Raw genomic sequence first — 24,105 nt, 5'->3', positions numbered from 1 at the left:
TTAAGTTATACATCATAAAAAAAGAGAAGCCGTAGCTTCTCTGTTATTTTATTAAGCTAGGTGCTTTTGTAAATCAACACCTTCAAACGCTTTAGGACGACGTCCACGACCGGTCCATTCAACCACCTCGCCATCTACTTCAATGCGATACTTAGCTTTTACTTTAGTTCGCTTATCTGCAGTACCATCTTGTAAATCTTCTAACGTAAGTCCTTTTTCTTTTAAAAGATCCAACACTTCCTGTTTAGCTTGTAGCTGCTCAGTATATTTTGCAATCGCATCAGTGATTAATTGTTGTGCTTTTTCTAGCTCAGTTAATGATGCTGTTTTAATAAAAGATCGAACTTCTTTCATTTATATCTCGCTAAATTATAGGGTTAGATTTTAATTCCTTTTTAGTATAAGCCTAAAATAGAAAATAGGCTACGAGAAGAAAGTATTAGCTATTTTTTTAAAGTTTAAAAAAAAGCCGCGATTAAAATCACGGCTTTGACATTTAATAACTAATTAAAACTTAGTAGTTAAACTTAATTGTAAGTATCTACCAGTTACATCATATGCTTCAGAAACTGTATTAATACCTGTACCACCACTAGAAGAACTTTGGTTAGCAACTGGTGGTTGCTTATCAAATAAGTTACGCACTGTTAATGTCACATTTGTACTATCAGAGAAGCTATAGCCTGCTGAAATATCGTGATAAACAACTGATGGGAATTCGTTATATTTCTCTAAAGGAGTAAAGTCTGTGTAGTTGAAGTTACCTCCATCAACACTATCTTTTGAACGATCCCAGTAACGCATACGCCACGAAAGATTTAAATCTTCTAAGCCGTAGCTTAAGTTAAGATTTGCTCTGTTATCTGGAGTGAATACTTGGCCAGCATATTCAACTGTTTCACCACTCTCGATACCTGTTTCATCATATTTGATTAGATGATTCCAAATCAGATTTGCACCAAATTCACCATGCTCAGTATCAATCTTGTACGCTAACTCAATGTCAAGACCAGCAGTTTCGATATTGTTTTCGTTACTTGTTCCTGAGTTTACTTCAACTAAAGCACCATTTTGGTCACGTAAAGAATTCCCACCACAAGTTGGATCAAAGTCAGCAGCACTTACATCAAAACAACGGTTTAGTACTGTAGTACGGCTTGTCGTTGAAATAGCATCTTCCACAGAGATATCATAGTAATCTACTGTTAAAGCAAACTCTTCAGTTGCTTGCCACACAACACCTAAGCTGTATGTATCTGCAGTTTCTTCTTGAACATCTTCATTACCACCAATAAAACCACCAGTGCTTTGTGCCTCTGTTTGTGTTAATTCAAACGAGCCATTTGCGGCAACACGAGCAGCAATCTCAGGAATTGATAAACAGTTTTGAGCTACATTACCAGTATCTGAAGCAGTCACACCACTACACGGATCTGTTACTGTAGCAAAGGTCTCACCTCGGCCACCAAATAAATCTGCAATGTTTGGTGTACGTATAGCTGTTGCTGCTGAAGCTCTAAATTTCAATGTATCAATTGGTGAGTATTGAATACCCGCATTCCATGTTGTTTGACCACCAACAATTTCATGATCTGAATAGCGAGCAGCTAAATCAAGCTCAAGATTATCTAAAATAGGTAATATTGTTTCTACATAGTAATCGTTAGAGTAGTAACTGCCATCAGTTGGTAATGAGCGGTTAGTACTTGACGCACCAGTTTGAGCTAGATCACCTGGGTTGAAGAAACCACTTTCTAAACGGTGCTCTGCCCCCATAGCTACACCAATTCTTCCGCCTGCTAGTTCAACTGGTAATTCACCAACTAAAGAAGCAGAAACTATAAATTGCTCAGTTTGGCCAGCAATTTTGGCAGGTACTTTAACATAATCAACAGCTTCTGCTGAAACAGAGCCCTCACCAAATAAATTTAATGGCACACAACCTTGTAAAACAGCTAGATCATTTGCACATTGAAGTGAACCATCATCGTTTTGTACTACATCAAAAGCTTGTGCTGCTCTTTCAATGTTAACTTGGCCACCACTGTCTTGACGTTGATCAGTTTTACCCCAAGATACATAAGTATTTAATGACCAGTCATCATTGATCATCCAATCTATGCCTGTCGCAATTCGAACAGTATCACGCTCTAAATCAGTAGAACGAGCACCAAACTCAACCATACGGCGAACTAGCTCGGGAATGTTATCATCTAAGCCATAACCGTCATTAAGAAGATTTTCACGAAGTAACTCCGGAACCATAGGATTACTAAGCTTTATCCCACCTTCTCCACCACGTTCTGGTAAGAATACATCATTAGTAGAAAATGGCGTTGGCTCAATAGTCGAGTTATAAGTTTTAGATGAGTTCCAGTTCATCTCAGCAAAGAATTCCACATCATCATTAATTTCTTGCTTGATGTTTAACGCAGCATACTTTCTTTCAAGTGGGGTAACTAATTGACGATAATCAGCTCTGTTAAATGCATCGCCACCTTCAAGCCCAGTGTAAGGAGTACCGTCAGCATTATACGAGCCGACACGCCCCTGAGGAGTATACGAAGAGAATACCTTCCCTACATACTCGTTACCGTTTTCATCAAGTAGTATCGCTTCATCAAACTCAGAAAACGCACGGTCAGAAGGTTTTAGACCTTTGTCATCATCATAACCAATAGCAACGGTTACATTACCTGAATCCCAACTATTACCAGCGGTTAGATTTAGAGAGTACTTCTCACGATCACCTTCGTCGGAAATACCAGTTTGAGCGTTAACTTCAACACCCTCTACGTTATCACGAGTGATAATATTTACTACACCAGCTACAGCATCTGTACCATAGATGGCAGATGAAGCGCTTTTTAATATTTCGATTCGCTCAATCATTGAGGCTGGGATGGCATTTAAATCAACGGCATAACCACTTGAAGGTGAACGACCAGATACAAAACGACGGCCGTTAACCAATACTAAAGTGCGCGCTTCACCTAAGTTTCTTAATGAGGTTGTGTTTAAACCTACGCCAGAAGTACTGAATGAAGAGTTAGATTGGTCTGCGCCGGCTATAGCAACAGGTGATTGGTTTAAAACGTCAGCTACGTTTAATGCCCCCATTTGCTCTATATCTGTTCTGCCAATGATAGTCACAGGTACTGGTGTTTCTACGTCAGTACGCTTAATACGTGAACCAGTAACTTGAATACGTTCTACTTTTTCAACCCCTTCTTCAGCAGCAAATGTATTTGCTGAAAACGCAGCTGCAGATGCTGCACCAAAAGCAATCGCTAAGCGCACTGCCTTTGAAACTTTATTATTTAACATGTGATTCTCCCTGAAAGAATTTTATTTATATATTTATTATTTTAGCTATTAAATGAATAGCATAAGAAGTGAAAGCATCGCTTCTTTTGTAAATGTTATTACCAATATATAAACATAGTCAACACATTAAAAACCAATAATTCACATCACTTTAAATATAATTAACTAGAGTTTATTTCAATAAAAGGGACAAACAATTAAACTTAAATATACCAAAAATCGGAACGATGTATTTTTAGGTATAAAGTCTAAAACACATTTATTTATTAACATTTTTAAAGGTATTAACAAGATAATTTAAAATTTATAAATGACAATGTGAGTGAAAATGTTGTTTAACAAGTCGCCACAAAGCTAGAAGGGGTGGGCTATGCAGCTCATACGGCCTATGAAATACCATCAAAGCTGCTAGGTTATTAATGCACAGAACGCATTTTAGTGATGAGGCTAGCTATTTGCGTCCCTTGTAAAGCGTTCCGATATATTCATTATTAGCGTCAACTAAAGCCTCTTTAGATATTTTATTGCCTAATAACAACTGGCTAATTTTCTGTGAATTTAACGCCGCTTGCTTTAAGTCATTTAGCCTAAAGGTCAGCCCCTCAAGCTCTTGAGTAAATAATTGATAGGCGCGTTCTAAATCTATTTTTCTATTATTCAAAATAAACTGAAAAAAGTCAGGATACCGTGTTCCATTAACTGCGTGTGGATGTACTTCCCTTTCAAGCTGGATAAGGTTATTTATTGTTTTTATCAAGTTATTGACCTGAGCATTATCACCTTTTGTTAACTCATCAATTAGCTGCTTTAAGGGGGTTAACAAGTCGCTACGTACGCGAACAGCAGACTCCAGTATAAGCACATTTGGTTTAACTATATCTGAGTCTATTTCATGGCAAACAATTTGATAAAACCCACCCGGTTTTAATACTCTAAATAATTCAGGAATACTTTTTGATAGTTCACTGTATTCAATTGCAAATTGAGCCACTATCGCATCAAATTCATTATTTTCAAAAGGTAAGGTCTCTGCACTTACACTTGATAAAATACGCGACTCAGGCACGCCTGTAACACTCTTTGCCACTGTTGCTTTATCGATACCAATAAAATTCAACTGATCTTTACTACTATCGTGTATGAGCTTTATCAGTGCGCCATTGCCAGTCCCTATGTCTAATATCTTACACTGTGGACTAAGCTCGCTAGCAAAACCTGTCCAGCTCTGCTTGAGCTTGCCTGTATAGTTTTTTTTAATATCCTGCCCAAATGAAGTTAAATACCCTTGAGACCAATACTCACTCCAATAATTTTCCATATAAAATCCCCATAAAAAAAGGGCTGAATAAATTCAGCCCTATATACCAACCTGTTTCTAATTAATATTAGAAGCTAATTGAGTAGTTTAGACGGTAATCACGACCAAAGTTGTTGTAAAGGTCTTGGTTATCCCATGTACCAGCTGAAGAAAGAACTGGGTCTTCATCAGTTAAGTTACTTACTGTAAATGTTACAGCGCCGTAAACACCTGCATTGTAGCTGTAAGTTAAGTTATGGATTAACCAGCTGTCTAAGTCACCTGATTGCTCGTAGAAACCATCACCATCTTCATCAACTTCAGTTTCAGACGTACTTGCTGTGTAAGTAGAGTTCCAAGATACTGTGTGATCATCAAGTGACCAAGAAATTGTTGCTACTGACTTAAGATCAGGTTGGCCAGACCAACCAGCAGTGTCTTGTACAACACCACCCACTTCAGAATCGTATGAAAGAGTTACACTGTTAACATTGTTAAAGCGGAAATCACCAAAATCAGTCTCTACGTTTGCATTAATAGTGAAGTCAAAACCTTCAATTTCGAAACCAGCACCGTTAAAGTAAGAAGTACCCGCTTCAAGTAGCGTACCTGAAGCAGAACGCTTAAGGTAGAAAGTTTCGTTAGACGTATCTGTATCAGCACTTACTGCAGTGATTAGGCCAGCTGCCTCATCAGATAATAAGCCCTGTAGAGATTTTGACTGTATAACGTTATCAATAGAAAGTTGGAAGTAATCTAACTTAAAGCTTAAGTTGTCGTTTACATCCCACGCCACACCTAAGTTGATGTAATCTGACTCTTCCGCTTCAAGCTCTGAGTTTGCTGTGTAGTACGTATCGTACTGACGTGATGTAGTAGAGCCTGCAGAGTAATCGATTGCAGATTCAGCTGAGAATGTACGTGCTGCGTTAAGTAAATCTAGGCCTGGCGCGCGGAAAGACTCAGAGTAAGAACCACGAATCACTACGTTATCAGCAACCTGCCAACGAGCAGATACTGCAGGAGCAAGGTTATCACCGAAGTCAGAGTAATCATCGTAACGAGCTTTTAAGTTTACTTCTACTGTATCAGAAACTGGTAGTACTGATTCGAAGAAGATAGCAGTAACATCACGGTCACCCATTGAAGAGTTACCAGCAGAGCCACCGATTAGGCCAGCTTCAGATTGACCATCGTAAATATCTTCGTAAGTTTGTTCAAAGTACTCAACACCTACGTAGTGAGCAACAGCGCCCCCTGGTAGTTCAAATAAGTCAAAACCTAAACCAGCAAAGTATTGGTCAAAAGTAGAAGCAGAGCTTTGTAACGTAGTCGATTTCATGTTGGCAATGCCTTCATCAGAGCCTAAATCGATATCGTTAGCTTCGTTGTATGCTAAACCGCTGTAAGAAAGGTAGTACTCACCCACAGATTTGTTATCTGCTTTGTTGTGGTGGTAGTAAACTTCCCAAGAAGCGTTGTTCCAATCTAAATCACCACGTAAACCAGCTGTTAAATCTTGGTTGTAATCGTCTACGTTACCATCACGTGTACCTATACCTACCCAACGGAATAAACCATATGCACCGTCTTCACCGTATGGGTTGTGTGGGTTATCAGCTGACATGTTTTCCCATGGTGCAGCCGGTGGAGCGTAACGACCAAATGAAGAGTTTTGTACAAACATTGTTTGAGCAAAGAACTCAATGTCGTCTGTTAGCTCGTAGTTAGCACTAACATATAATGTGTTACGGTCGATTGAAGCTGTGTTGTAAGATACGTTAGCGAACGCATACATACAGTACTCAGAGCCTGGACCCCAGCTTTCGTTTGCATCAACGCGACGGAAAGTATCTTCACCGTATTCAGAGATTAAATCGTCACATAAAAGTGAAGCTGATGCTGTAGCAAAATCAGGTGAAAGTACAGTAGCGCCGTAGTAAGACCAACCTACAGTATCTGCAGTGTAAGCCTCAATGTCGCCATCACCGTCTAAATCACCAATTTGCGCTTTAGTGTAGTCACGGTCAGCATCTGAAATGCCTTTACGAGATTGGTGGTCAAAAGAGAATGTAATGTTACCTTTATCGCTAGATACACCACCTGTTACAGAAAACTCTGTAGAAGTAGTACCTTCGTCTTGGTCACGGTGACCTGCACCGATGTTAAACGTTAGGCCTTCAAAGTTTTCTTTTAAAATTACGTTAACAACACCCGCCATTGCATCAGAACCATAAATAGAAGATGCACCTTCAGTCATGATATCGATACGTTCAACAGCAGCCATTGGAATAGCATTAAGGTTAGCAGAAGCACCACCTAATGTTGGTGAACCAGGGAAACGACGACCATTTAAAAGTACTAAAGTACGACGTGAGCCAGCACCACGTAAGTTGATAGTTGCCTGTGATTGAGCTGAGCTACCAGAACGCTCTGAAAACGAACCGAATGAGTTTAATGAACTAGAACGTAGCGCATCTGCAACTGTGTAGTCACCTTCTAGTTTAATATCAGCAGAAGTAATAGATACTACTGGAGAAGCACCCTCTAAATCTGTACGTTTGATACGTGAACCAGTTACTTGGATGCGTTCTACTTTCTCTGCAGACTCTTCTTCTGCAGCAAATGAACTTGACGAAAATGCAGCTGTTGATACTGCACCAAATGCAATCGCTAAGCGAACTGCCTTTGAAACTTTATTATTTAACATTTGATTCTCCCTGGGTCACCACTTGTTAGAAGCGACTATTATTTAATTATTTTTTGTTGTCACAGTTTGTTAACAGCGACTAAACCAAATACTAAACAAAAAATATCTAAAAGCCAACTACTGTTAACCAAATATTAATTAAAAAAGGGGTTTTTATTGGTTTTTAGCTTAAATGAAGAATTGCTGTACAAAAATAGAGCTAAAACGTGGATTATGTAATCAAAAAATGCATTAATGGGTACAAGTTAGAACAATTCGAACTGTTTTAGCTCAAAATTGTTTACGTTAACGTTAACAAACTGTGCAACCATTTCTAATAAAGGTACAATCTGTTTATCTATATACAATGGGTAGTCATAGCTATGCAGCCCCTGATACAGCTCAACACCGTGGGTTGTGTAAACGAATGTAACAAATTCACCTCTTTTTGGCGTAAATTCACTATTTTGTTTCTGAAACTTTTTTACTGCTTGTACATGGGGTGGGATATTTTTTTGATAATCGGTTAAGTTTTGACCTAAACGTTTTTTAAAAACCAGCAAATGATCAAATTCGCCACGTAAAAGTTTACTAATGTAATCGTTTACAAGGTCACTAATTTGCTCAGGTTGATTAAAAAGGAGGGTAAATAAGTCAAATTGGAACTGTTGAGCCAGTTTAGTCCAGTCACTTCTTACGGTTTCTAAGCCTTTAAAAACCAATTTTGATTCTTCCGGCTTTATCAACTGACCTACATAGCGCTTTTTAGACCCCACACTTTTACCTCTTATGGTGGGTAAAAAAAACGGGCTGTAAAGCGATTCAAACTCTATTTCTAAATGGCTAGTTAAATTATATTTAGCGTGTATGTGTTGCTGCCACAACGTGTTTATGTGTTTAGCTAACTGTTTACCTATTTTATTACACACTTCAACACTTAAATCATCCGTTAATTTTACAAAGGTCGAATCGGTATCGCCGTAAATAACGCTATAACCTTGCTCTTCAATCCACTTTTTAGTTTGCTGCATTATTTCATGGCCACGTAAAGTAATAGAACTTGAGAGTCTAGGGTCATAAAAACGACAGCCTTGTGATCCTAATACACCATATAAGCTGTTCATTATTATTTTAATGGCTTGGGATAGCATTAAATCGTGATTATCTTTAGCTCGTTGACGCTGGAGTGCTAGGCTTTTTATAAGCTTGGGTAAGTGGTGCTGCTCTCGAGAAAACTGTGCGCTATTAAAACCTTCAATACTATTTTCAGGGTTTTCAATCCCTTCTATCAGGCCAAGCGGGTCTATATGAAAGGTTTGCATAATACTGGGGTACAGGCTTTTAAAATCAAGCACGATGACATTTTTATACAGCCCCGGTACCGACTCCATAACATAACCACCTGGACTTTCAAAAGTCAGCCCATGATCGCCCATATTGGGGGCTACATAACCGCTTCTATGTAGTAAAGGCAAATACATGTTTACAAAAGCCGCCACTGAGCCGCCACGCTTTTCGAGCTCAAGGCCGGTTAGCTGTGTGCGAATAACTGCAAAATCGAGAAGCTTTAGCTTATCGAAAATTTTATTAACAAGTATGCAGTCTTGGCGGTTGTAGTTAGCGAGCGCGAGCTTATCTTCATTAAATTGACGAATAATCTCTTGTAAGCCGTTACTGGACTCGATTAATTTAGATTCACCTAAAATCTCTTTTGAAACATTGGCAAGTGAGAAGGTCTCGAAGCTATAAGTGGCATTTTTTAGAGTATCAATACCATCTATTACGCAGCGCCCAGGAATAGACACCCGTGTAAAATGCCCTTTTCGAACATATAAAGGAAGGTTTCCTCTTCCTAGTAATAGTTTTACTCCAAGTGCCACAGAGCGCTCATAAATAACTGCAAAATCAAACTCAATAACATTCCACCCAATAATAATATCTGGGTCGCATTGCTTAATAAGTGTTACAAGCTGATGCAATAGAGCAACCTCGTCTTCGCACCATATAATAGTATAACCAATGTTTGGATCATGATACTCAGGTTCGCCAATCATAATCACGCAGTCTAAACCACAGCCTACTAAGCCAACAGAAAACAGCACTCCACTTTCATTACACTCTATATCAAGTGATAACTTAGAAAGTGTAGGTGTATAGTCTGCGTTAGCTTTTAATTTAGCATCTAAAATTTCAATGTAATGCGCATGATCTACTCGTTTACCCGTAACCCACGCTCCACCTTTAATAAAGCGTTCCATTAAATAGCGCTCAATGGGCCTTATATCATCTTCATAAAGTGTAATACCGCGACTTTTTAACGCTTTGCTCGCACTATAAAAGTGTTTGAGCGAGTAAAAGTAACAGCCACACATTACTTGCTGCTGAAAGTTTTTAAGTGAAAGAGGTTTGATTAAAAAGTTCAGTGATTCGGCAGATAAAATAGCTTGAGCTGCTTTTTCATCTGACTTTTTTATAAAAAATAGCGCGGTTTCATTCTCAGAAATTGTTTTTATAGGTCCATTATCGGTAGCAAACCAAATTTCATATTGTAAACCCTGAGCGCTATCGTGCGCTTGTGCAGAAAGTACAAAGCCAGAAGTTAAATACACTATCAATAAACCTTACTTATATTTTGTTTTTCTACTTTAGGGCCTATAAACATTAAGGGTTGATAATTGTTCAATCTCAAAATATAAACAGACCACAATAGGGAGTAATTTATAAACTTAAAAAATCGCCGCATTAATTTACTAAATTAATTTCATCGTTGCTTGTAGTTACACGGTTATAACTCTAAAATTCCTACACTGTAATTATATACATATTTTAGGTTTATCTCCCCATGCTTTCTGACCAACTAAAAAAAACCATTAGGCAAGTACACCAGCATGTGGCTAATAACCTCATTGATTACCGCCCGCGTAGTAGCCAAAACTACCTAGTTGCCGAAATAGCAAAAACACTGGCTGGCGAATACCATAAAAAGCAGCGCATTTGTGTAATTGAAGCAGGCACAGGTACAGGTAAATCACTTGCCTATTGTTTAGGCGCACTACCGCTTGCCCTTGCACAAAAAAAGAAGCTAGTTATTTCTACGGCTACCGTGGCACTGCAAGAGCAATTAATAGCAAAAGAGCTGCCTTTTTTTAAAAAGCATTCTGGGCTCGACTTTAAGTTTGACCTAGTAAAAGGCAGGCAGCGCTATATATGTGCCCATAAACTACATAACGCAGTTAATGGTGATAGCCAAACGCAAATGGAGTTTATGCCCACACTTACCTCGCCGCTAAGTGTTATGGAAACTAAATGCTTAAAAGGTCTTTACGATGCCTATGTAAATAAAAAGTGGCAAGGTGACAGAGATAGCTGGGCCGACACCATCCCCGATAGGGTATGGAACTTAATCGCTTGCGATAAACACGCATGCCAACGCCAAATGAAAGCCCACCAAACTTGTCCATTTCAGCTTGCTCGTAATCAGCTTATGCAAATGGATGTACTTGTAATTAATCATTCGTTATTACTCGCTGATTTGGATTTAGGGGGTGGTAAAATTTTACCCGAGCCCGATAATACTATTTATGTAATAGATGAAGCGCACCACCTTGCGCATATTACCCGCGACTTTTCATCGGCAGCGGCCACTATTAAAGGCACTATTGATTGGCTCGATAAGCTCACCAAATTTAGCGGCAAAATGTCTAAGGTACTAGTGGGGCAAAAAGCCATTGGGCAAAACTTTAAGCTATGCGATAGCATTAACGATGCTAATAAAGACTTAAAAGTAGTGCGTGATATTCTTGATAATGCCGACTTTGAATATTCAAAAGACGACACATACCGTTTTGAGCATGGCGAAATACCAAAATCATTGCACAACAAAGCTAAAGATATAAGTGATGCCACCCTAGATGCACTGCGTTGTTTAAATAAAATGCACGATACCCTCACGCAAGATGTAAGCGATGGCGATATAAAACCCTACGTTGCCGACCCTGTTTTGGCCGAAAGCGGACACTACATAAACCGCTTAGAGCAATTAAATAAGCTGTGGTATAGCTATGCAAATAAAGGCGAAGGCACACCCCACGCTAGGTGGATAAAGCGTTTAGAATATAAAAACCATCACGATCACCTATTAAGTGATTGTCCTATCGAAGTTGGCTACTACTTAAAAGACAAACTATGGAATGAATGCGCCGGTGCAGTTTTGTGTTCTGCTACTTTAAGTGCTCTCGGTTCGTTTGATCATTTTGCTTATGAAAGTGGCTTAGCAAAAGAAGAAGGTGTTAAGTTTATTAAGGTCCCCTCTCCTTTTGATTACCCTAAACAAGCAACCTTGCGTATTCCGGTAAGTAAAATTGAGCCAACCGACAAAGCCTTTAGCGATCATATAGCGCAAACCTTGCCTGAGTACTTAAACACAAAAAAAGCTAATTTAGTGTTGTTTGCATCGTATTGGCAAATGGACCATGTGGCTAAGTTTCTTAGAACAAAAGGTTTTAACTTATTAGTGCAGGGCGAAATGTCGCGAGAGGCATTATTAAAAAAGCACACTCAAAATATTGATAGTGGTAAAGGTAGTATTTTGTTTGGTACGCAAAGCCTCTCAGAAGGGCTTGATTTGCCTGGTAAATATTTAGAAAACCTAATAATTACAAAAATACCATTTGCCGTACCTACATCACCAATAGAAGAAGCCCAAGCCGAATTTGTACAAAGTAAAGGCGGTAACCCGTTTTTGTCTATCACCGTGCCCGATGCAGCAAAGAAATTGGTACAAAGCTGTGGTAGACTGCTGCGAAAAGAGAGCGATGAAGGCCGTATAACCATTCTCGATAGACGCTTAGTTACCAAGCGCTACGGCAAAGCCATGCTCGACACCTTACCACCTTTTAAAAGACAAATAGATTATTAATGTTTGAACTTGCACTAGATCCCACAACACTGGCCGTTTTATGTGCCGCGGCCCTTGCTGCTGGCTTTATTGATGCAATTGCCGGCGGCGGTGGGTTACTTACCGTACCCGCACTACTCACCGCAGGCTTGCCACCGCATGTAACGCTAGGCACCAATAAACTTGCGGCTAGCTTTGGTTCATTAACGGCCAGCTACACGTATTATAAAAAAAATCTATTTAGTCCTACGTTTTGGGCAAACTCCATTTTTGCTACCGCCATAGGCGCTGTGATTGGTACGTTAATAGTTGATCATTTAAGTATTGAATTTTTAAATAAGCTTTTGCCTATCATTATTATTATGGTGGCCTGTTATAGCTTGTTTGGTAGCTTAAGCACCACACAAGGGGATGATTTACCAAAAGTAACCCCAATACTTAAACTAAAGCAGTGGTTGCAGGGTTTAGCGTTAGGTTTTTTTGATGGCGTAGCAGGCCCAGGCGCTGGTACTTTTTGGACCGCATCTAATAGTTTATTTTATAAAATGAGCTTGCTGCTTAACTGTGGATTAGCCCGTTCAATGAACTTTGTATCTAATTTTATATCGCTTATTACCTTTGTGGCACTTGGTCATGTAAACTTTTTATTAGGCCTAATCATGGGCTTTTTTATAATGTTAGGTGCTTGGATTGGCGCTCACTCAGCCATTCGCTTTGGCGGTAAGTTTATTCGCCCTGTTTTTAACACTATGGTTATACTGCTAGCATTAAAACTGATTTACGAGGCTTATTTGTAAATGCAAACACACGCGTTAGATAAATTACGCCAACAAGTTGCTACGCTTAAACAACAAGCTGAGCAATTTGATAGCGCAAAGTTGTTTTCTAAAAACCGCTATATGCAGGCGCAGCCTAGTTTATTTGACCGCTGCGTATTTAGTACTAAAAGCATGAACTTAACTGACTACGTAACAGAAATTGAAGACGAAATTACCAGCTTACCACCCAGTGAACACCGCCATGCTTATGCTTATGCACTTGAGCGTATAGGTAATCAAGTACACGCTGTATTTAATGTTATTAAATCGACTCCTATTTGGGCAAAAGAAAACAAAAGCCAGTACAAACCTAGGCCAAAAAATACGGTTTATAAGCAAGCCGTAAAAAAAATTATGCAATCATCGCATGAGCTATACGACGAGCTTAAACAAAACCACGAGTTTGAACGACGCTTAGTGTTAATGATTGAAGAGCGTAAACTACAAATGGAAAAAGCCAGCCCAGCGCAAGCACAAAAACTTAATATGGAAATTTTAACCACGCATGCGCGTTTAGGCCGCTGCCGTAAAGCTATTTCGGCCACCGAAGATAAAATTCAACAAGTCGAAAAGCAACAATTACGCTAATGCTGCTTTTTTACCACCCGCTCTACAGTGCTTTAACGCTTCCTGAGCGCCACCGTTTTCCTATTCAAAAATACCAAATGCTAAAAGCAGAAATAGAACGCTTAGGCTTTGGTACTACACAGTTTAATACACCAACCAAAACAACGCCCGAGCAGCTCGCACTGTGCCATAGCCAAGACTACATAAATGATTTTTTAAACGCCACGCTCAGTAATAAAGCAATTAAAAAAATGGGTTTCCCGTATTCACGCGAATTAGTAGAGCGTACGCTGCTTTCAGTTGGGGCAAGTATTCAAGGCAGCGAATACGCCCTAAAACATGGCTTTTGCGCTAATTTAAGTGGTGGTTATCATCATGCATATAGCGATTACGGCAGTGGCTTTTGTATTTTTAACGATTTAGCTGTGGCTGGCGCGCATTTAATCAACACAAACCAAGTCGATACCGTATTAATATATGATTGTGATGTACACCAAGGCGATGGCACGGCTCAAATTACGCAACATAATAACGCTATTATTACTTGCTCTATTCATTGCGAGCAAAACTTTCCGCGCTTAAAGCAGCAATCCGATTACGACTTCGCTCTGCCTGCCAACACCTCAGACACCGAATACTTAACAACGGTACAACAAGCTCTCGAATTTTGCGTGCGTATTCATAACCCCGATATTATTTTATATAACGCAGGGGCTGATATTTACAAAAAAGACGAGCTTGGTCTATTTAATGTATCCCTTGGAGGTGTTTACAAGCGCGATCACTTTATACTCAATTTTTGTAAAGAGAACAATTTACCTGTTATGTGCGCGCTTGGTGGGGGCTATCAACGCAACGTAGAGTCGTTAATAAATGTGCATAAACAACTATTTAAAGCGGCTATCGATTTATTTTAGTGCTTAGTATACACTCAAATAAACGGACCCCATAAAAGGCGCTAGCACGATGCGACTGCACGACGACATACATAACTTTTACGAAAAAATTGTGGTTGAAGAGATCATTAAACGTAAACTAGATAAAGTTTACAGTGAAGATGTAATGGCCGATTTTTGTTGTACGGTGCTCAATCAACTTCCCCCTCGCTATATTCGCTACGATGTAGATATGGCATTTTATTTACCGCAAAGTGAACGTATTCACATGGAAGAGCGCGTACAAACCGCTATTGATGTAGCCATTACTCAAATTTCAAAAAAGAAAGACTTAAATGACCAGCCCACTTGATAACGCCCCTACACATGTAAAACTTGCGGTGGATTTAATTATGCTGCTGGAGCAGCACGAGGTTGCTCCAGAGGATGTGTTAAAAGCACTCGAAATTGTAAAAAGTGACTTTGAGCAAAAACAAGCTACAGCTTAGCATTACTCTTGTGTTTGCACATCGTATTTAGTCACAGTGCCCTCGTGTTTGTTACAGTCTATTTTAATTTCGCCAAACGTGCGTCTTGGGGTAGTCGAGCGACGGCACGTCATTTTTTGTGCTTTACTACCATACTGGCTTATGTACAACGCAACGGTTTCGTCTATTTGTTGCTGTTGCGCCGAAGTAGCCGCGTTAAAAAACGTATTGTATTGCGCCTGCCAACTTTCAACTCCAGCCTCTTTTGCAACCCCTAGCCACCCCATCCCCATGTTAGTGGATTGTGTTAAGTACTGCCCTTTTAAAAACATAAACGACAATGTGTATTGCGCACTTTTATAACCAAGCGCTGCAGGGTCTTTTAGGTACATAAAAGCTTGTTTAAAATCTCCTTTTTTATATGCTTTTATGCCGTTGTACTCATGTTTTTTCATGGTGGTGTCATCGTATAAATTAACAGGCGTAGACCCACAACCACTTAATAAACCCACTCCCATTATTGCTGTGATCAGTAAATACCGGCTCATGACTATTCCTTTTTTATTATTTTTATATGCGAGTACCGAATCTGGCTTACAGTTATTGCCAAGCCTGTTACTCTATAAATTAATTTGTATAATTAAAATACTATCATGAGCTTAGCAAGTTTACTTCGGTTATTTTTTCTGGCTGCAATTTGGGGCGCCTCATTTTTATTTATGCGAATGGCGGCAAATAGCCTAGGCCCAGCGGTGTTAATAGAATTTAGAGTCGGCTTTGCCGCACTCACCCTTTTTATAGTGGCGCTGTATTTAAAACGCCACTTGGCGTTTACTAAGCACACCAAGCACTTTTTTATAATTGGTGCGCTTAATTCTGCCCTTCCCTTTTTACTTTTTGCATACGCAGCGCAAACTATTAGCGCCTCTACTTTATCGATTTTAAATTCAACAACCCCTATTTGGGGCGCAGTGGTAGGTATTATTTGGAGTAAAATCAAACCGACTAAAAGTATGGTTTTAGGTTTGATGCTTGGTTTAATAGGCGTGGCAATTTTAGTTGGGCAAAATCATCTTGTATTAAATACTCATTCACTTATTGCGATTGCAGCAGCGCTAAGCGCTTCACTGTGTTATGCCATTGCATCACATTATACAAAAAATGCCCCTAAGCTTGCCCCGTTCGATAACGCACACGGCTCTATGTGGGCAGCCAGTTTTATAGTACTACCCCTTATACTTTTTATGCCTATTCGCGAAGTACCTAGTACCGACGTTATGCTTGGCGTGTTAGCCCTTGGCGTGGTGTGTACCGCACTTGCTTATATTTTATTTTTTAAACTTATTGACGATATAGGCCCAACTTCAGCTTTAACGGTCACGTTTTTAATTCCGTTATTTGGCATTTTTTGGGGGCATGTAATTTTAGATGAGCAAATAGGGCCAAATACGTTACTCGGCGCATTATTTGTTATTATGGGCACTATGCTGGTTACTGGTTTTTTACCACGAAAAAAGCACTTAGCTAAAACAAGCTAAGTGCTTATATCAAGAACTTTTACCAAACGCTTACTTTTGAGCCTTTTTGCTTAAATTTTCAATTAAGTCTTGAGCGCTATAGCTGTTGTCGCTGGGTTTAATGCCTTTGCCCATTTTAATGTCAATCAGGGTGTGTACTTCTTTGCGTTTATCATTATTGCTCACTTGTACTCCTACGCTATTGCTCGGACGTACACGTGTTTCGCAGGTTAAAAAACCACAGTTTCGCTCATATTGCTGACTGTGTGATGCACTAATAGATGATGCGGGCGCTTGCGATTTAGACTCAACAAAGGTTTCTTTATTTGTTACAACAAACCAGTCGTAGCCTTGTGCTTGGGTAAGCTCAGCCGCGCGCAATAATGCATAGTCACCGGCATCGGCTACGTTGTTTGATACACTTTTAAACTCGACGCGGTATTGATCGTCACTAATTTTTTGCTCGCTATAACCTTGTGAGCCATTATTAGCTGGGCGGTAGTCGGGTTTTGATGCGCAACCCGCCATAAGTAAAATACTGATAATTAAAATAGATGTTTTCATCATTCACCTCGTTTTATAAAAACTATTATTGGTTTAACTGCCACTTTACACTAATTGCTTGCTGCTCTTGCGCTCTATCTAGTGGTACGCCGCTGATCATGCTGTCTATAACAGCATCTAACTCATTGTTGTTAGACGCTGTTTGATATTGCGCGCCGTTATTACTTTGCTGCGCGACTGTTTGCGCTTTAATTTGCCAACCGCTTTGTGTTTTACAAGCAATGCTTGTTTGCGTTGTATTGTTTGAGCTTAGTGCATACTGCCTACAAAGCTCACCTTGCTGATTTTTAAAACTAAGCTGCGCGCTAAATACTGAGCCATCACTTTGCTCATATTTACCACTACTTAGCTGTGTATTAAGGGCTGAAGCTATGTTACTGGCTACTAAATTTTGCGACTCATTGGGTTGTAAGTAACTCGTCATTGCTATCCCAAATACCACGGCAACGCTTGCAGCTATTGCTAAGCTTTTATTAGCCGATTGCTTAACCTTTTGCCAAGGCGTTAACGTTACTACATTGCTATTTAACGTGTTTTTTGTTGTTGCTGTATCAAGCTTTGCAACCGTTTTAGCTAATGAGTCACTAAGGGGGGCGTCATCAATACTTGAAGCGTGCTCTTTCACTAGCATGTCTACTTCGCTTAGCTCTGCAAGTCGCATGACTAGTTCATCATTGGTTTCGAGGGCTTTACGCACTTGCTCCATTTCGTGCTCGCTGAGTTCTGAGTCTAAAAAGGCGCTAAGTGTTTCGTCGTTAATGTTCATACTTGCTCCTTTTTAAAGTCGGGTTTTATTAAATTATAAAGTGTACTGCGTGCGCGCGATAATTTACTCATTACACTGCCTATAGGTATATCGAGCGTTTGTGCGACTTCTTTATAGGCCATGCCCTGCACTGCCACCAGCGATACAATGGCCCGTTGCTCTTCGGGTAATTGCCCAAGTGCTGTATTTACATTTTTAAGCATTTGTTTGTTTTCGAGTGTTTGATGCTCATTACTTGTAATTGGCTCTGGTAATATATCGGCCTGAGCCGTATTTTGCCTTACTTTGCGTGAGCGGTACTCGTCTATCCACACATTACGGCAAATTTTAAACGCCCATTTAGCAGGCTCAACGTCATCTGGAATACCTTTTACTAATAGTTTTTCAATTGTTATTTGCACTACATCGTCTGCATCTGCTTTACTACCCGTTAGCGAATAGGCAAAGCGCCTAAGCATGGGCAATAAGGTTTTTAGAGTTTCGTTCATTGATTTTTACCCCTTTTATAAAGAAGACGATTCAAAAAAACATTTATTCCCAAATAATCAAAATAATTTGAATAATGAAATATTTCTATGTGTTAAACGTTAACTAAGCAGCATGATAAATTTAATAGAAGTAACCCACTATGAATATTAAAAACACACGCGTTAAACACATAATAGCCACTTCGCTTTGCGTATTTAGCGCAACGAGCTCAGCTAATATAGTAAAAGTTGATCAGGTGCTTGGGCAGTTAAACCCTATAGAGCAGCGTATTGAGCAAACTATAGAGCGAGCACAGCACCTGCCGCTTCCAGTGCCTGTACCACAAGTTTCGATTGATGAACTAAAAGCGCAGATAAGTGAGCCTATTAGCAGCTTACCTAATGTGCTTAACATTAATATAAATAGCCAAAACACTGCATTTGTTGAGGTAGAGCTTGAAAACGGCTTTAGAGCAATAGAGCGACAATGGTTATTAATGGCAAATAGCCAACAACTTAATGCCCTAAAGCAGCAAAATGTAACTATTGTGTCGGTAAAAAATTACAACGCACTTAATATGAGCTTAGTGCGCTTTAACGCCCCCCAAGGTCTTAATTCTAAAAGTGAGTTATTAAAAGCACTTAACCTAGATAAGTCTGTAATACTTGACCGAAACCACATTTACCAAGCGCAAACAGGCGAGCCTACCTTAAAAGTAACGCAAAATAAGCCTGTTGCGCCTTACTGCACACAAAGTGTAAAAATTGGCATGATCGACAGCGCCATTAATACCAAACACAGTGCATTTAAAGGCGCAAATATCACTACGCAAAGCTTTTTACCACAAGGATTAAGCTCGCCAAATTTACACGGCACCGCCATTGCAGGGCTAATTACAGGTAAAGGCGCAAAACTTAGCCCGCTTTTAGGCAGTGCCAAGCTTTACAGTGCCGAGGTGTTTTATAGGCAATCTGACTATGCACAAGGGGCTACATTATTTGCCATAGTAGAAGCACTTAACTGGCTAGTTAGTAATAAAATACCCGTAATAAATATGAGCCTAACAGGGCCAAATAACGCAGTTTTAGAAGCAAGTATTACTGCTGCAATAAAACAAAACGTGTTAATTGTAGCTGCTGCAGGTAACCAAGGGCCGGCGTCGCAGCCATTATACCCAGGTGCATATAAAAGCGTGATAGCGGTAAGTGCTATTGATTCACAAAACCAAATTTATAGGTGGTCAAATAAAGGTGATTACATAGACTTTGCAGCCCTTGGTGTAAATGTTGTTACAAGCCAAGGCAATGGAAAATTTGGTAGGGAGTCGGGTACGTCAATGGCGGCGCCGCATGTAAGCGCGGCATTAAGTTGTTTATTGTTAAAGCATGGTAATAATAAAACCAAAGCACTTAACGAGCTTACATCGCTGGCCGTCGATTTAGGCGAGCAAGGCAAAGACACCACCTTTGGTTATGGTGCCATTTACCCACCTAAAAGTGCACTTTAACTGACGCCGATAAAACCGACTGCGTATAGGTATTACTACTAAGCTTTGATTGATAATCGCCATATTCAGCCTCAGCTATGAGTGTTACGTGCTCAAACACAGCTAGGTTATAAAACGCATTAACTACATTTCGATGCTCATCTCGCGACGGTATTTGCTCAAAAAAATCATCCGTAGTTTGCTCATCGTAATCTTTATTTTGATAACGCCAGCCTGCCCCCACTTTGTTAGCCATATTAAAGGCCGTAAATTTGTGCGTAACTTTAGTAGTAAAACCGTAGCCGTTAAAGTCGTATTGGTTGTCGTCGGCGTTTTCTTTATCGGCACTTAGCGCTGCCATTAGCATGGTTTGACCATTATTTATAAAATGATAAAGCGCTACATCGCCGCCTACACCGTCGGCATTACGTGCTTTTGCAGTAGTAAAACGTTTAGCTTTGGTTTTTATGCTCATACGAAAATACGTATACGGGTTTAAAAAATGACCATAATAAACACTGGCTTGATTAAAATGTAAAAATGGTTCGCCATCTACATTTGCTTTTGCACCATCGTAACGACCCCCTACCTCATGGTTATTAAAGCTGTAGCTGCCATCTAGACCATATTGATGCAGGCCTAAATCGTATTGATCAAACTCATCGTAGTCTTGTTGTTCAAACTTATAGCTTGATGTTAATTTAGCGCCTTTGGTTAATTGCCATTTTGCATTAACACCGGCTGCGGTTTTTATGCCGCTGTCGCTTTGCGACGAAATATCGTCAAGTTCCTGGACAGAGAGCGCCGAGTTACTTAATACCCCAACTTCAGCATCTGCGTTTAGCTCAAAGCTACTTTTAAAGGGTTTAGTTTGCTCAGGTGTTTTAACGTGGTTGGTTTGTGCAAGCACCGCTTGGGCACTAAAAACACACAATGTGGCGGTAATAACTGCTTTCATATTTATTCTCCAACAGGCCGAATAGGTTTCCCTATTCGGCATTTTTGCAAACACGTGGCGTATTAAAGGCCTAGGTCTAAATCGTTAGTAATGTTGGTTACTACTTCACTTGCGGTGCTAAGTGCTACATCGTTACTAATTTGATCAGTGACCGCCGCACTCACCTGCCCGCTAACACTTTGCTGTACCGTGCTTTGTAAACTACTAACCGTACTGCCTTGCACACTGGCAATTAAAGATTGCTGAACACTGCTTACTACTTCATTACTGGTATTAATTGCATCACCCACTTGCAGTGCAGAACTCACTGAGTTTGCAGCCGTATTAGTAATTGCTAACTGGTTTGTAAGCTCACCCGCATTAAGCGCATTTGTTGTATCAGCTTGTGTTACTGAATCGCTAGCGCTATTCACATTTGAAAGTAAAGAGGCACCTGTTGATGTATCGGTAGTGCCTTCCTGTGCAGCTTGTTCAGAGGTAACAGAAAGTAATGACGACTGGCTCGCAGCGGCTGTTAAGTTACCCGCCGATGAGGTTAACTGCGCTGTTGTATCAAGCGCTGTATTGACTGTGGTATTGCTTGTGGAATTGGCTGTGGCATTTAAAGACGAGGCCGATGCATTTAATGCATTATTTAAAGATCCGCTTGCAGATGCAACTAATAAATTTGCAGGCTCTACGGCCTCGCTGCTTTCTTGCGTTGGAGTCTGCGTATTATTCGCCGTTGAGTCTGTGTTTTGCGAGTCATTAGCCGTTACTTGTGTATCATTAGATACGTTTGACTCGTTGCTACCACTGGCTGTTAAACCGTTTTGTGAAAGCGCAATAGATGTAGATGTTTGTTGCTGCGCCGACGTTGACTGAGATATTTCAATATCAGCGGCGTGCACTGCACCTGTAAAAGTACACACACCGCTTAACATCATTACGCTTACAATTTTATTTAATTTAGTCATTGTTTTGTCCTCTAGTTTGTCGGATTGACATAAAGAAGACGATTTACAAAAAACCTTTATTCCAAAAATAAATAAAAATTATAATAACGTTAATTAATTACTTAATTTTCATATTCTTAAATATAAGTTACTCGTTTACTGCGTGTGCGTTTCGCTGTTTTGGATCAGCAATAACAGCTCGGCAGTGGCGGTAGCATCGGCCAATGCGCGGTGATGGCTGGTTAAATTTAAATTAAAATGCGCGCTAAGGTTACCTAGCGAATACGACTTTAACCCTTTAAACGCTTTGCGCGATTCAACCACGGTGCACATTTTTGGCATTTTAAAAAAGTGCCCTGCAACCTCGCATTCTTTTTTTATAAAACCGTAATCAAAGTTTACGTTATGGGCTACAAAAATACTGCCTGCGAGTTTATCTAGTAGTGGCTGTGCTATATCGGCAAATACAGGCGCGTTGTAAACCATGCCATCGCTTATGCCGGTTAGTTTAGTAATAAAGCTTGGGATATGGCGCTGCGGATTAATAAGTGTCGTCCAGGTATCTATTACTTTACCGTGCTGCACTTTAACAATGCCAATTTCGGTAATGCGGTTACCGCCTTTTAAGCCGCCCGTGGTTTCTATATCAACCACACTGTAAATACGGTTTGGGTCTACAAACCACTTAACTGCAGCAATATGTACTGTAAAACCTACATTTTTTAAATTATCAATGGTGGTTAATTGGTTGCGCCTAAGCTTATCACCCGGGGCTTTTACCTCTTCAAAATGTACTTGGCCATTATTAATAACCATTAAATCGGGGTAGCCGTCTTTTAACTGTAAATAATGTTTGCTCATGGCCGTTAAGTGCGCAATTAACGCCTCAAGCGGGCTGTTTAAAATAAGCGCCTCTAGTGGCTCTAATAAATTGCTGCGCCACCTAAATAACCCATTGGGCTGCTCAAAGTATTGCGCGGCATGCTTACATACCAAATTAAGCAGCGCCTGATTAGTGCTACAGCTTTTTAAACGTGCGTTAATTTGCGTGCTTTGTGCTTCATAAAAATTACCAAGCTGCAAAACTTGCGGGTAAATATCAAATTCATTACACGGCGGGTATGGCGACTCTATAAATAACTCGTGCCAAAATACTAAACCAAATAAGCTTTGCCATAAGGTGTTTTCGGTATTAAAAACCGTTAACCCTTTTGCGGTGTAATGCTCATTTACGCCTTGCTCTACATCCCCTCGGTAAATTTCGTCAATTTCAAGTACACATTGGGTGTCGGCTAGCATAGTGCTTAAGCGCGAACGCGTTTGTTTATTAAACTTACGCATTAAAAAGTCGTCCGCAAAGTACAGTAGGTCGTCGGTGAGCGGATTTTCTATTATTTGCTCTAGCTGCGCTTTTACCCACTCTTTATTACCTAAACGGTATTGCTCTCTTATTTGAATCTCTTGGGCTTCGGCGTAATCGGTGCAGTCTTCTAGTAGGCTAAAGGCAAGTTCGCTATTGGTATTTTTAAGTTGTTTATACAGCCTAACCAGCAGCTTGTTTTTAATATCGTGCGCTTGTGCACCGTTCGCCGGTTGCGCTAAAACTAAATGCGCAAGCTCGGTGTAAGGTGTTTTATCATCCAAGGTTTCAGCTTTTGTATTACCGGCTGTTTTGCCAATGTTTTTAAACGCTAAACGGTAACGGTTTAAAACATAATTAGATTGCGCCTCAGCGAGTGTATTAAAGCGCGACAAGCTCTCGCTGTGCCCTTCGCGGGTAGCGGTTAACCCTAAATCGCGCATAACAAAGCGGTTTTGATGATTTACATCGCCACTACTTAAGCGCCCTGCAAATAAAAACTCAAAATACTCGTAATAATCTTCTCGGTTATTAATGACATACTGGCTGTATAAAGGGGCTAAATCATCTGCGCGCCCACTAAAAAATTGGCACGCAATAGTGACCAACTCCCCTTTAGCTGCGCTTTTTTTAAAGCTTACTTGCTCACTGTAATTACTGAGCAACTCCACCAGCATGGGCTTAGTTAAATGCGCTATAAGTAGCTTGTAATGCTGCGCGTTTGGCTCATATAAAATACCCGCTGTTTTTAGCGTATAAATAGCCTGATGCGGCGAGGTTATTTCTTCATAATTGAGCGATTGCGCCTGCACTAAATAAGGCTTGCGCGAATACACACGTGCCAACATGCATTGGCTTTGCTCATCAAGCTGGTTAATTTTACTAATAAATTGGCTGTGTTTGGGCTCAAGTAAATGCATACATTTACTTGTTACAAACTCAATAAGCTCTCTAAAATGCGCTAAATAGTATTTTGCTGGTAATTCTTTTTTCATAACATCGTCACAACTGTATATAAAAACAGTATCTAGCATTTGTGCTTATTATTCAATCTTAAACTTGCAACTAAAACACGCTATAGTGATCGTATAAA

Annotated in this window: 20 protein-coding genes; 8 read left to right on the top strand and 12 right to left on the bottom strand. The window is 39.9% G+C overall.

Going from position 1 to position 24,105, the window contains the following annotated elements:
* Positions 1 to 51: 51 nt before the first annotated feature.
* The 5 genes from AN389_RS03195 to AN389_RS03175 all read right to left on the bottom strand — a co-directional run bounded on the left by AN389_RS03195 (position 52) and on the right by AN389_RS03175 (position 9,922).
* Positions 52 to 354, bottom strand: a complete 303-nt coding sequence (locus AN389_RS03195) for an H-NS family nucleoid-associated regulatory protein (protein ID WP_055013917.1) — start codon at positions 352 to 354, stop codon at positions 52 to 54.
* 153 nt (positions 355 to 507) lie between these two features.
* On the bottom strand, positions 508 to 3,327 hold the full coding sequence (locus AN389_RS03190) for a TonB-dependent receptor domain-containing protein (RefSeq protein ID WP_055017235.1): 2,820 nt from the start codon (positions 3,325 to 3,327) through the stop codon (positions 508 to 510).
* A gap of 451 nt (positions 3,328 to 3,778) precedes the next feature.
* Complete coding sequence (locus AN389_RS03185; protein ID WP_055013919.1) at positions 3,779 to 4,645, bottom strand: class I SAM-dependent methyltransferase; 867 nt, start codon at positions 4,643 to 4,645, stop codon at positions 3,779 to 3,781.
* A 67-nt stretch (positions 4,646 to 4,712) separates the two neighbouring features.
* Positions 4,713 to 7,334, bottom strand: coding sequence for a TonB-dependent receptor domain-containing protein (locus AN389_RS03180; protein ID WP_055013920.1), 2,622 nt, complete (start codon positions 7,332 to 7,334; stop codon positions 4,713 to 4,715).
* A 245-nt stretch (positions 7,335 to 7,579) separates the two neighbouring features.
* Complete coding sequence (locus tag AN389_RS03175) at positions 7,580 to 9,922, bottom strand: DNA polymerase II (protein WP_055013921.1); 2,343 nt, start codon at positions 9,920 to 9,922, stop codon at positions 7,580 to 7,582.
* A 233-nt stretch (positions 9,923 to 10,155) separates the two neighbouring features.
* On the opposite strand from AN389_RS03175, the gene dinG reads away from it, so the two are divergent.
* Genes dinG through rsmS form a run of 6 tightly spaced genes read left to right on the top strand, consistent with a single transcriptional unit; the run spans position 10,156 to position 14,979 of the window.
* On the top strand, positions 10,156 to 12,231 hold the full coding sequence (gene dinG / locus AN389_RS03170) for an ATP-dependent DNA helicase DinG (RefSeq protein WP_055019233.1): 2,076 nt from the start codon (positions 10,156 to 10,158) through the stop codon (positions 12,229 to 12,231).
* Complete coding sequence (locus AN389_RS03165; RefSeq protein ID WP_055019232.1) at positions 12,231 to 13,007, top strand: TSUP family transporter; 777 nt, start codon at positions 12,231 to 12,233, stop codon at positions 13,005 to 13,007. Before dinG ends, AN389_RS03165 begins: the two co-directional genes overlap by 1 nt.
* Complete coding sequence (locus tag AN389_RS03160) at positions 13,008 to 13,616, top strand: primosomal replication protein (RefSeq protein ID WP_055019231.1); 609 nt, start codon at positions 13,008 to 13,010, stop codon at positions 13,614 to 13,616. It begins immediately after the preceding gene.
* A complete protein-coding gene (locus AN389_RS03155) occupies positions 13,616 to 14,512 on the top strand; it encodes a histone deacetylase (RefSeq protein WP_055019230.1) in 897 nt (298 codons plus the stop codon). The genes AN389_RS03160 and AN389_RS03155 overlap by 1 nt, the downstream gene beginning before the upstream one ends.
* Before the next feature lie 49 nt (positions 14,513 to 14,561).
* Positions 14,562 to 14,843 carry a late competence development ComFB family protein gene (locus AN389_RS03150; protein WP_055013926.1) on the top strand — a complete coding sequence of 94 codons (282 nt, stop codon included), beginning with the start codon at positions 14,562 to 14,564 and terminating at the stop codon, positions 14,841 to 14,843.
* Positions 14,827 to 14,979 carry a pleiotropic regulatory protein RsmS gene (gene rsmS / locus AN389_RS20125; protein WP_024033713.1) on the top strand — a complete coding sequence of 51 codons (153 nt, stop codon included), beginning with the start codon at positions 14,827 to 14,829 and terminating at the stop codon, positions 14,977 to 14,979. The genes AN389_RS03150 and rsmS overlap by 17 nt, the downstream gene beginning before the upstream one ends.
* Positions 14,980 to 14,981: 2 nt before the next feature.
* Here rsmS and AN389_RS03145 read toward each other — a convergent pair whose 3' ends face one another.
* Positions 14,982 to 15,506, bottom strand: coding sequence for a hypothetical protein (locus AN389_RS03145; protein WP_055019229.1), 525 nt, complete (start codon positions 15,504 to 15,506; stop codon positions 14,982 to 14,984).
* Positions 15,507 to 15,611: 105 nt separating this feature from the next.
* Between AN389_RS03145 and AN389_RS03140 the strand changes: the two genes are divergently transcribed.
* Positions 15,612 to 16,496 carry a DMT family transporter gene (locus AN389_RS03140; RefSeq protein ID WP_055017230.1) on the top strand — a complete coding sequence of 295 codons (885 nt, stop codon included), beginning with the start codon at positions 15,612 to 15,614 and terminating at the stop codon, positions 16,494 to 16,496.
* 30 nt (positions 16,497 to 16,526) lie between these two features.
* On the opposite strand, the gene AN389_RS03135 is transcribed toward AN389_RS03140, so the two are convergent.
* From AN389_RS03135 to AN389_RS03125, 3 genes are read right to left on the bottom strand one after another with little or no spacing between them, the layout of a single operon-like run.
* A complete protein-coding gene (locus AN389_RS03135; RefSeq protein ID WP_055017229.1) occupies positions 16,527 to 17,039 on the bottom strand; it encodes a CC0125/CC1285 family lipoprotein in 513 nt (170 codons plus the stop codon).
* A 25-nt stretch (positions 17,040 to 17,064) separates the two neighbouring features.
* Positions 17,065 to 17,805 (bottom strand): anti-sigma factor, encoded by a 741-nt coding sequence (locus AN389_RS03130; protein WP_055019228.1) that lies wholly within the window; start codon positions 17,803 to 17,805, stop codon positions 17,065 to 17,067.
* Positions 17,802 to 18,293 carry an RNA polymerase sigma factor gene (locus AN389_RS03125; protein WP_055017227.1) on the bottom strand — a complete coding sequence of 164 codons (492 nt, stop codon included), beginning with the start codon at positions 18,291 to 18,293 and terminating at the stop codon, positions 17,802 to 17,804. Before AN389_RS03125 ends, AN389_RS03130 begins: the two co-directional genes overlap by 4 nt.
* A 140-nt stretch (positions 18,294 to 18,433) precedes the next feature.
* Between AN389_RS03125 and AN389_RS03120 the strand changes: the two genes are divergently transcribed.
* Positions 18,434 to 19,780, top strand: a complete 1,347-nt coding sequence (locus AN389_RS03120; RefSeq protein WP_055019227.1) for a S8 family serine peptidase — start codon at positions 18,434 to 18,436, stop codon at positions 19,778 to 19,780.
* Here the strand turns inward: AN389_RS03120 and AN389_RS03115 are convergent.
* From AN389_RS03115 to AN389_RS03105, 3 genes are all read right to left on the bottom strand, one after another.
* Positions 19,764 to 20,717 carry a hypothetical protein gene (locus tag AN389_RS03115; protein WP_055019226.1) on the bottom strand — a complete coding sequence of 318 codons (954 nt, stop codon included), beginning with the start codon at positions 20,715 to 20,717 and terminating at the stop codon, positions 19,764 to 19,766. The genes AN389_RS03120 and AN389_RS03115 overlap by 17 nt on opposite strands.
* A gap of 62 nt (positions 20,718 to 20,779) precedes the next feature.
* Entirely contained in the window at positions 20,780 to 21,673 is an 894-nt protein-coding gene (locus tag AN389_RS03110; protein ID WP_055019225.1) for a hypothetical protein, read from the bottom strand.
* Positions 21,674 to 21,808: 135 nt separating this feature from the next.
* Positions 21,809 to 24,046: an exonuclease domain-containing protein gene (locus AN389_RS03105; RefSeq protein ID WP_055019224.1), complete on the bottom strand. Its 2,238-nt coding sequence runs from the start codon at positions 24,044 to 24,046 to the stop codon at positions 21,809 to 21,811.
* Between the last annotated feature and the right edge of the window lie 59 nt (positions 24,047 to 24,105).

The sequence above is a fragment of the Pseudoalteromonas sp. P1-7a genome (assembly GCF_001401855.1).
GTDB lineage: Bacteria > Pseudomonadota > Gammaproteobacteria > Enterobacterales > Alteromonadaceae > Pseudoalteromonas.
Note: the sequence above shows the minus strand (reverse complement) of the source record. Positions and strands in the feature narration are given on the sequence as shown.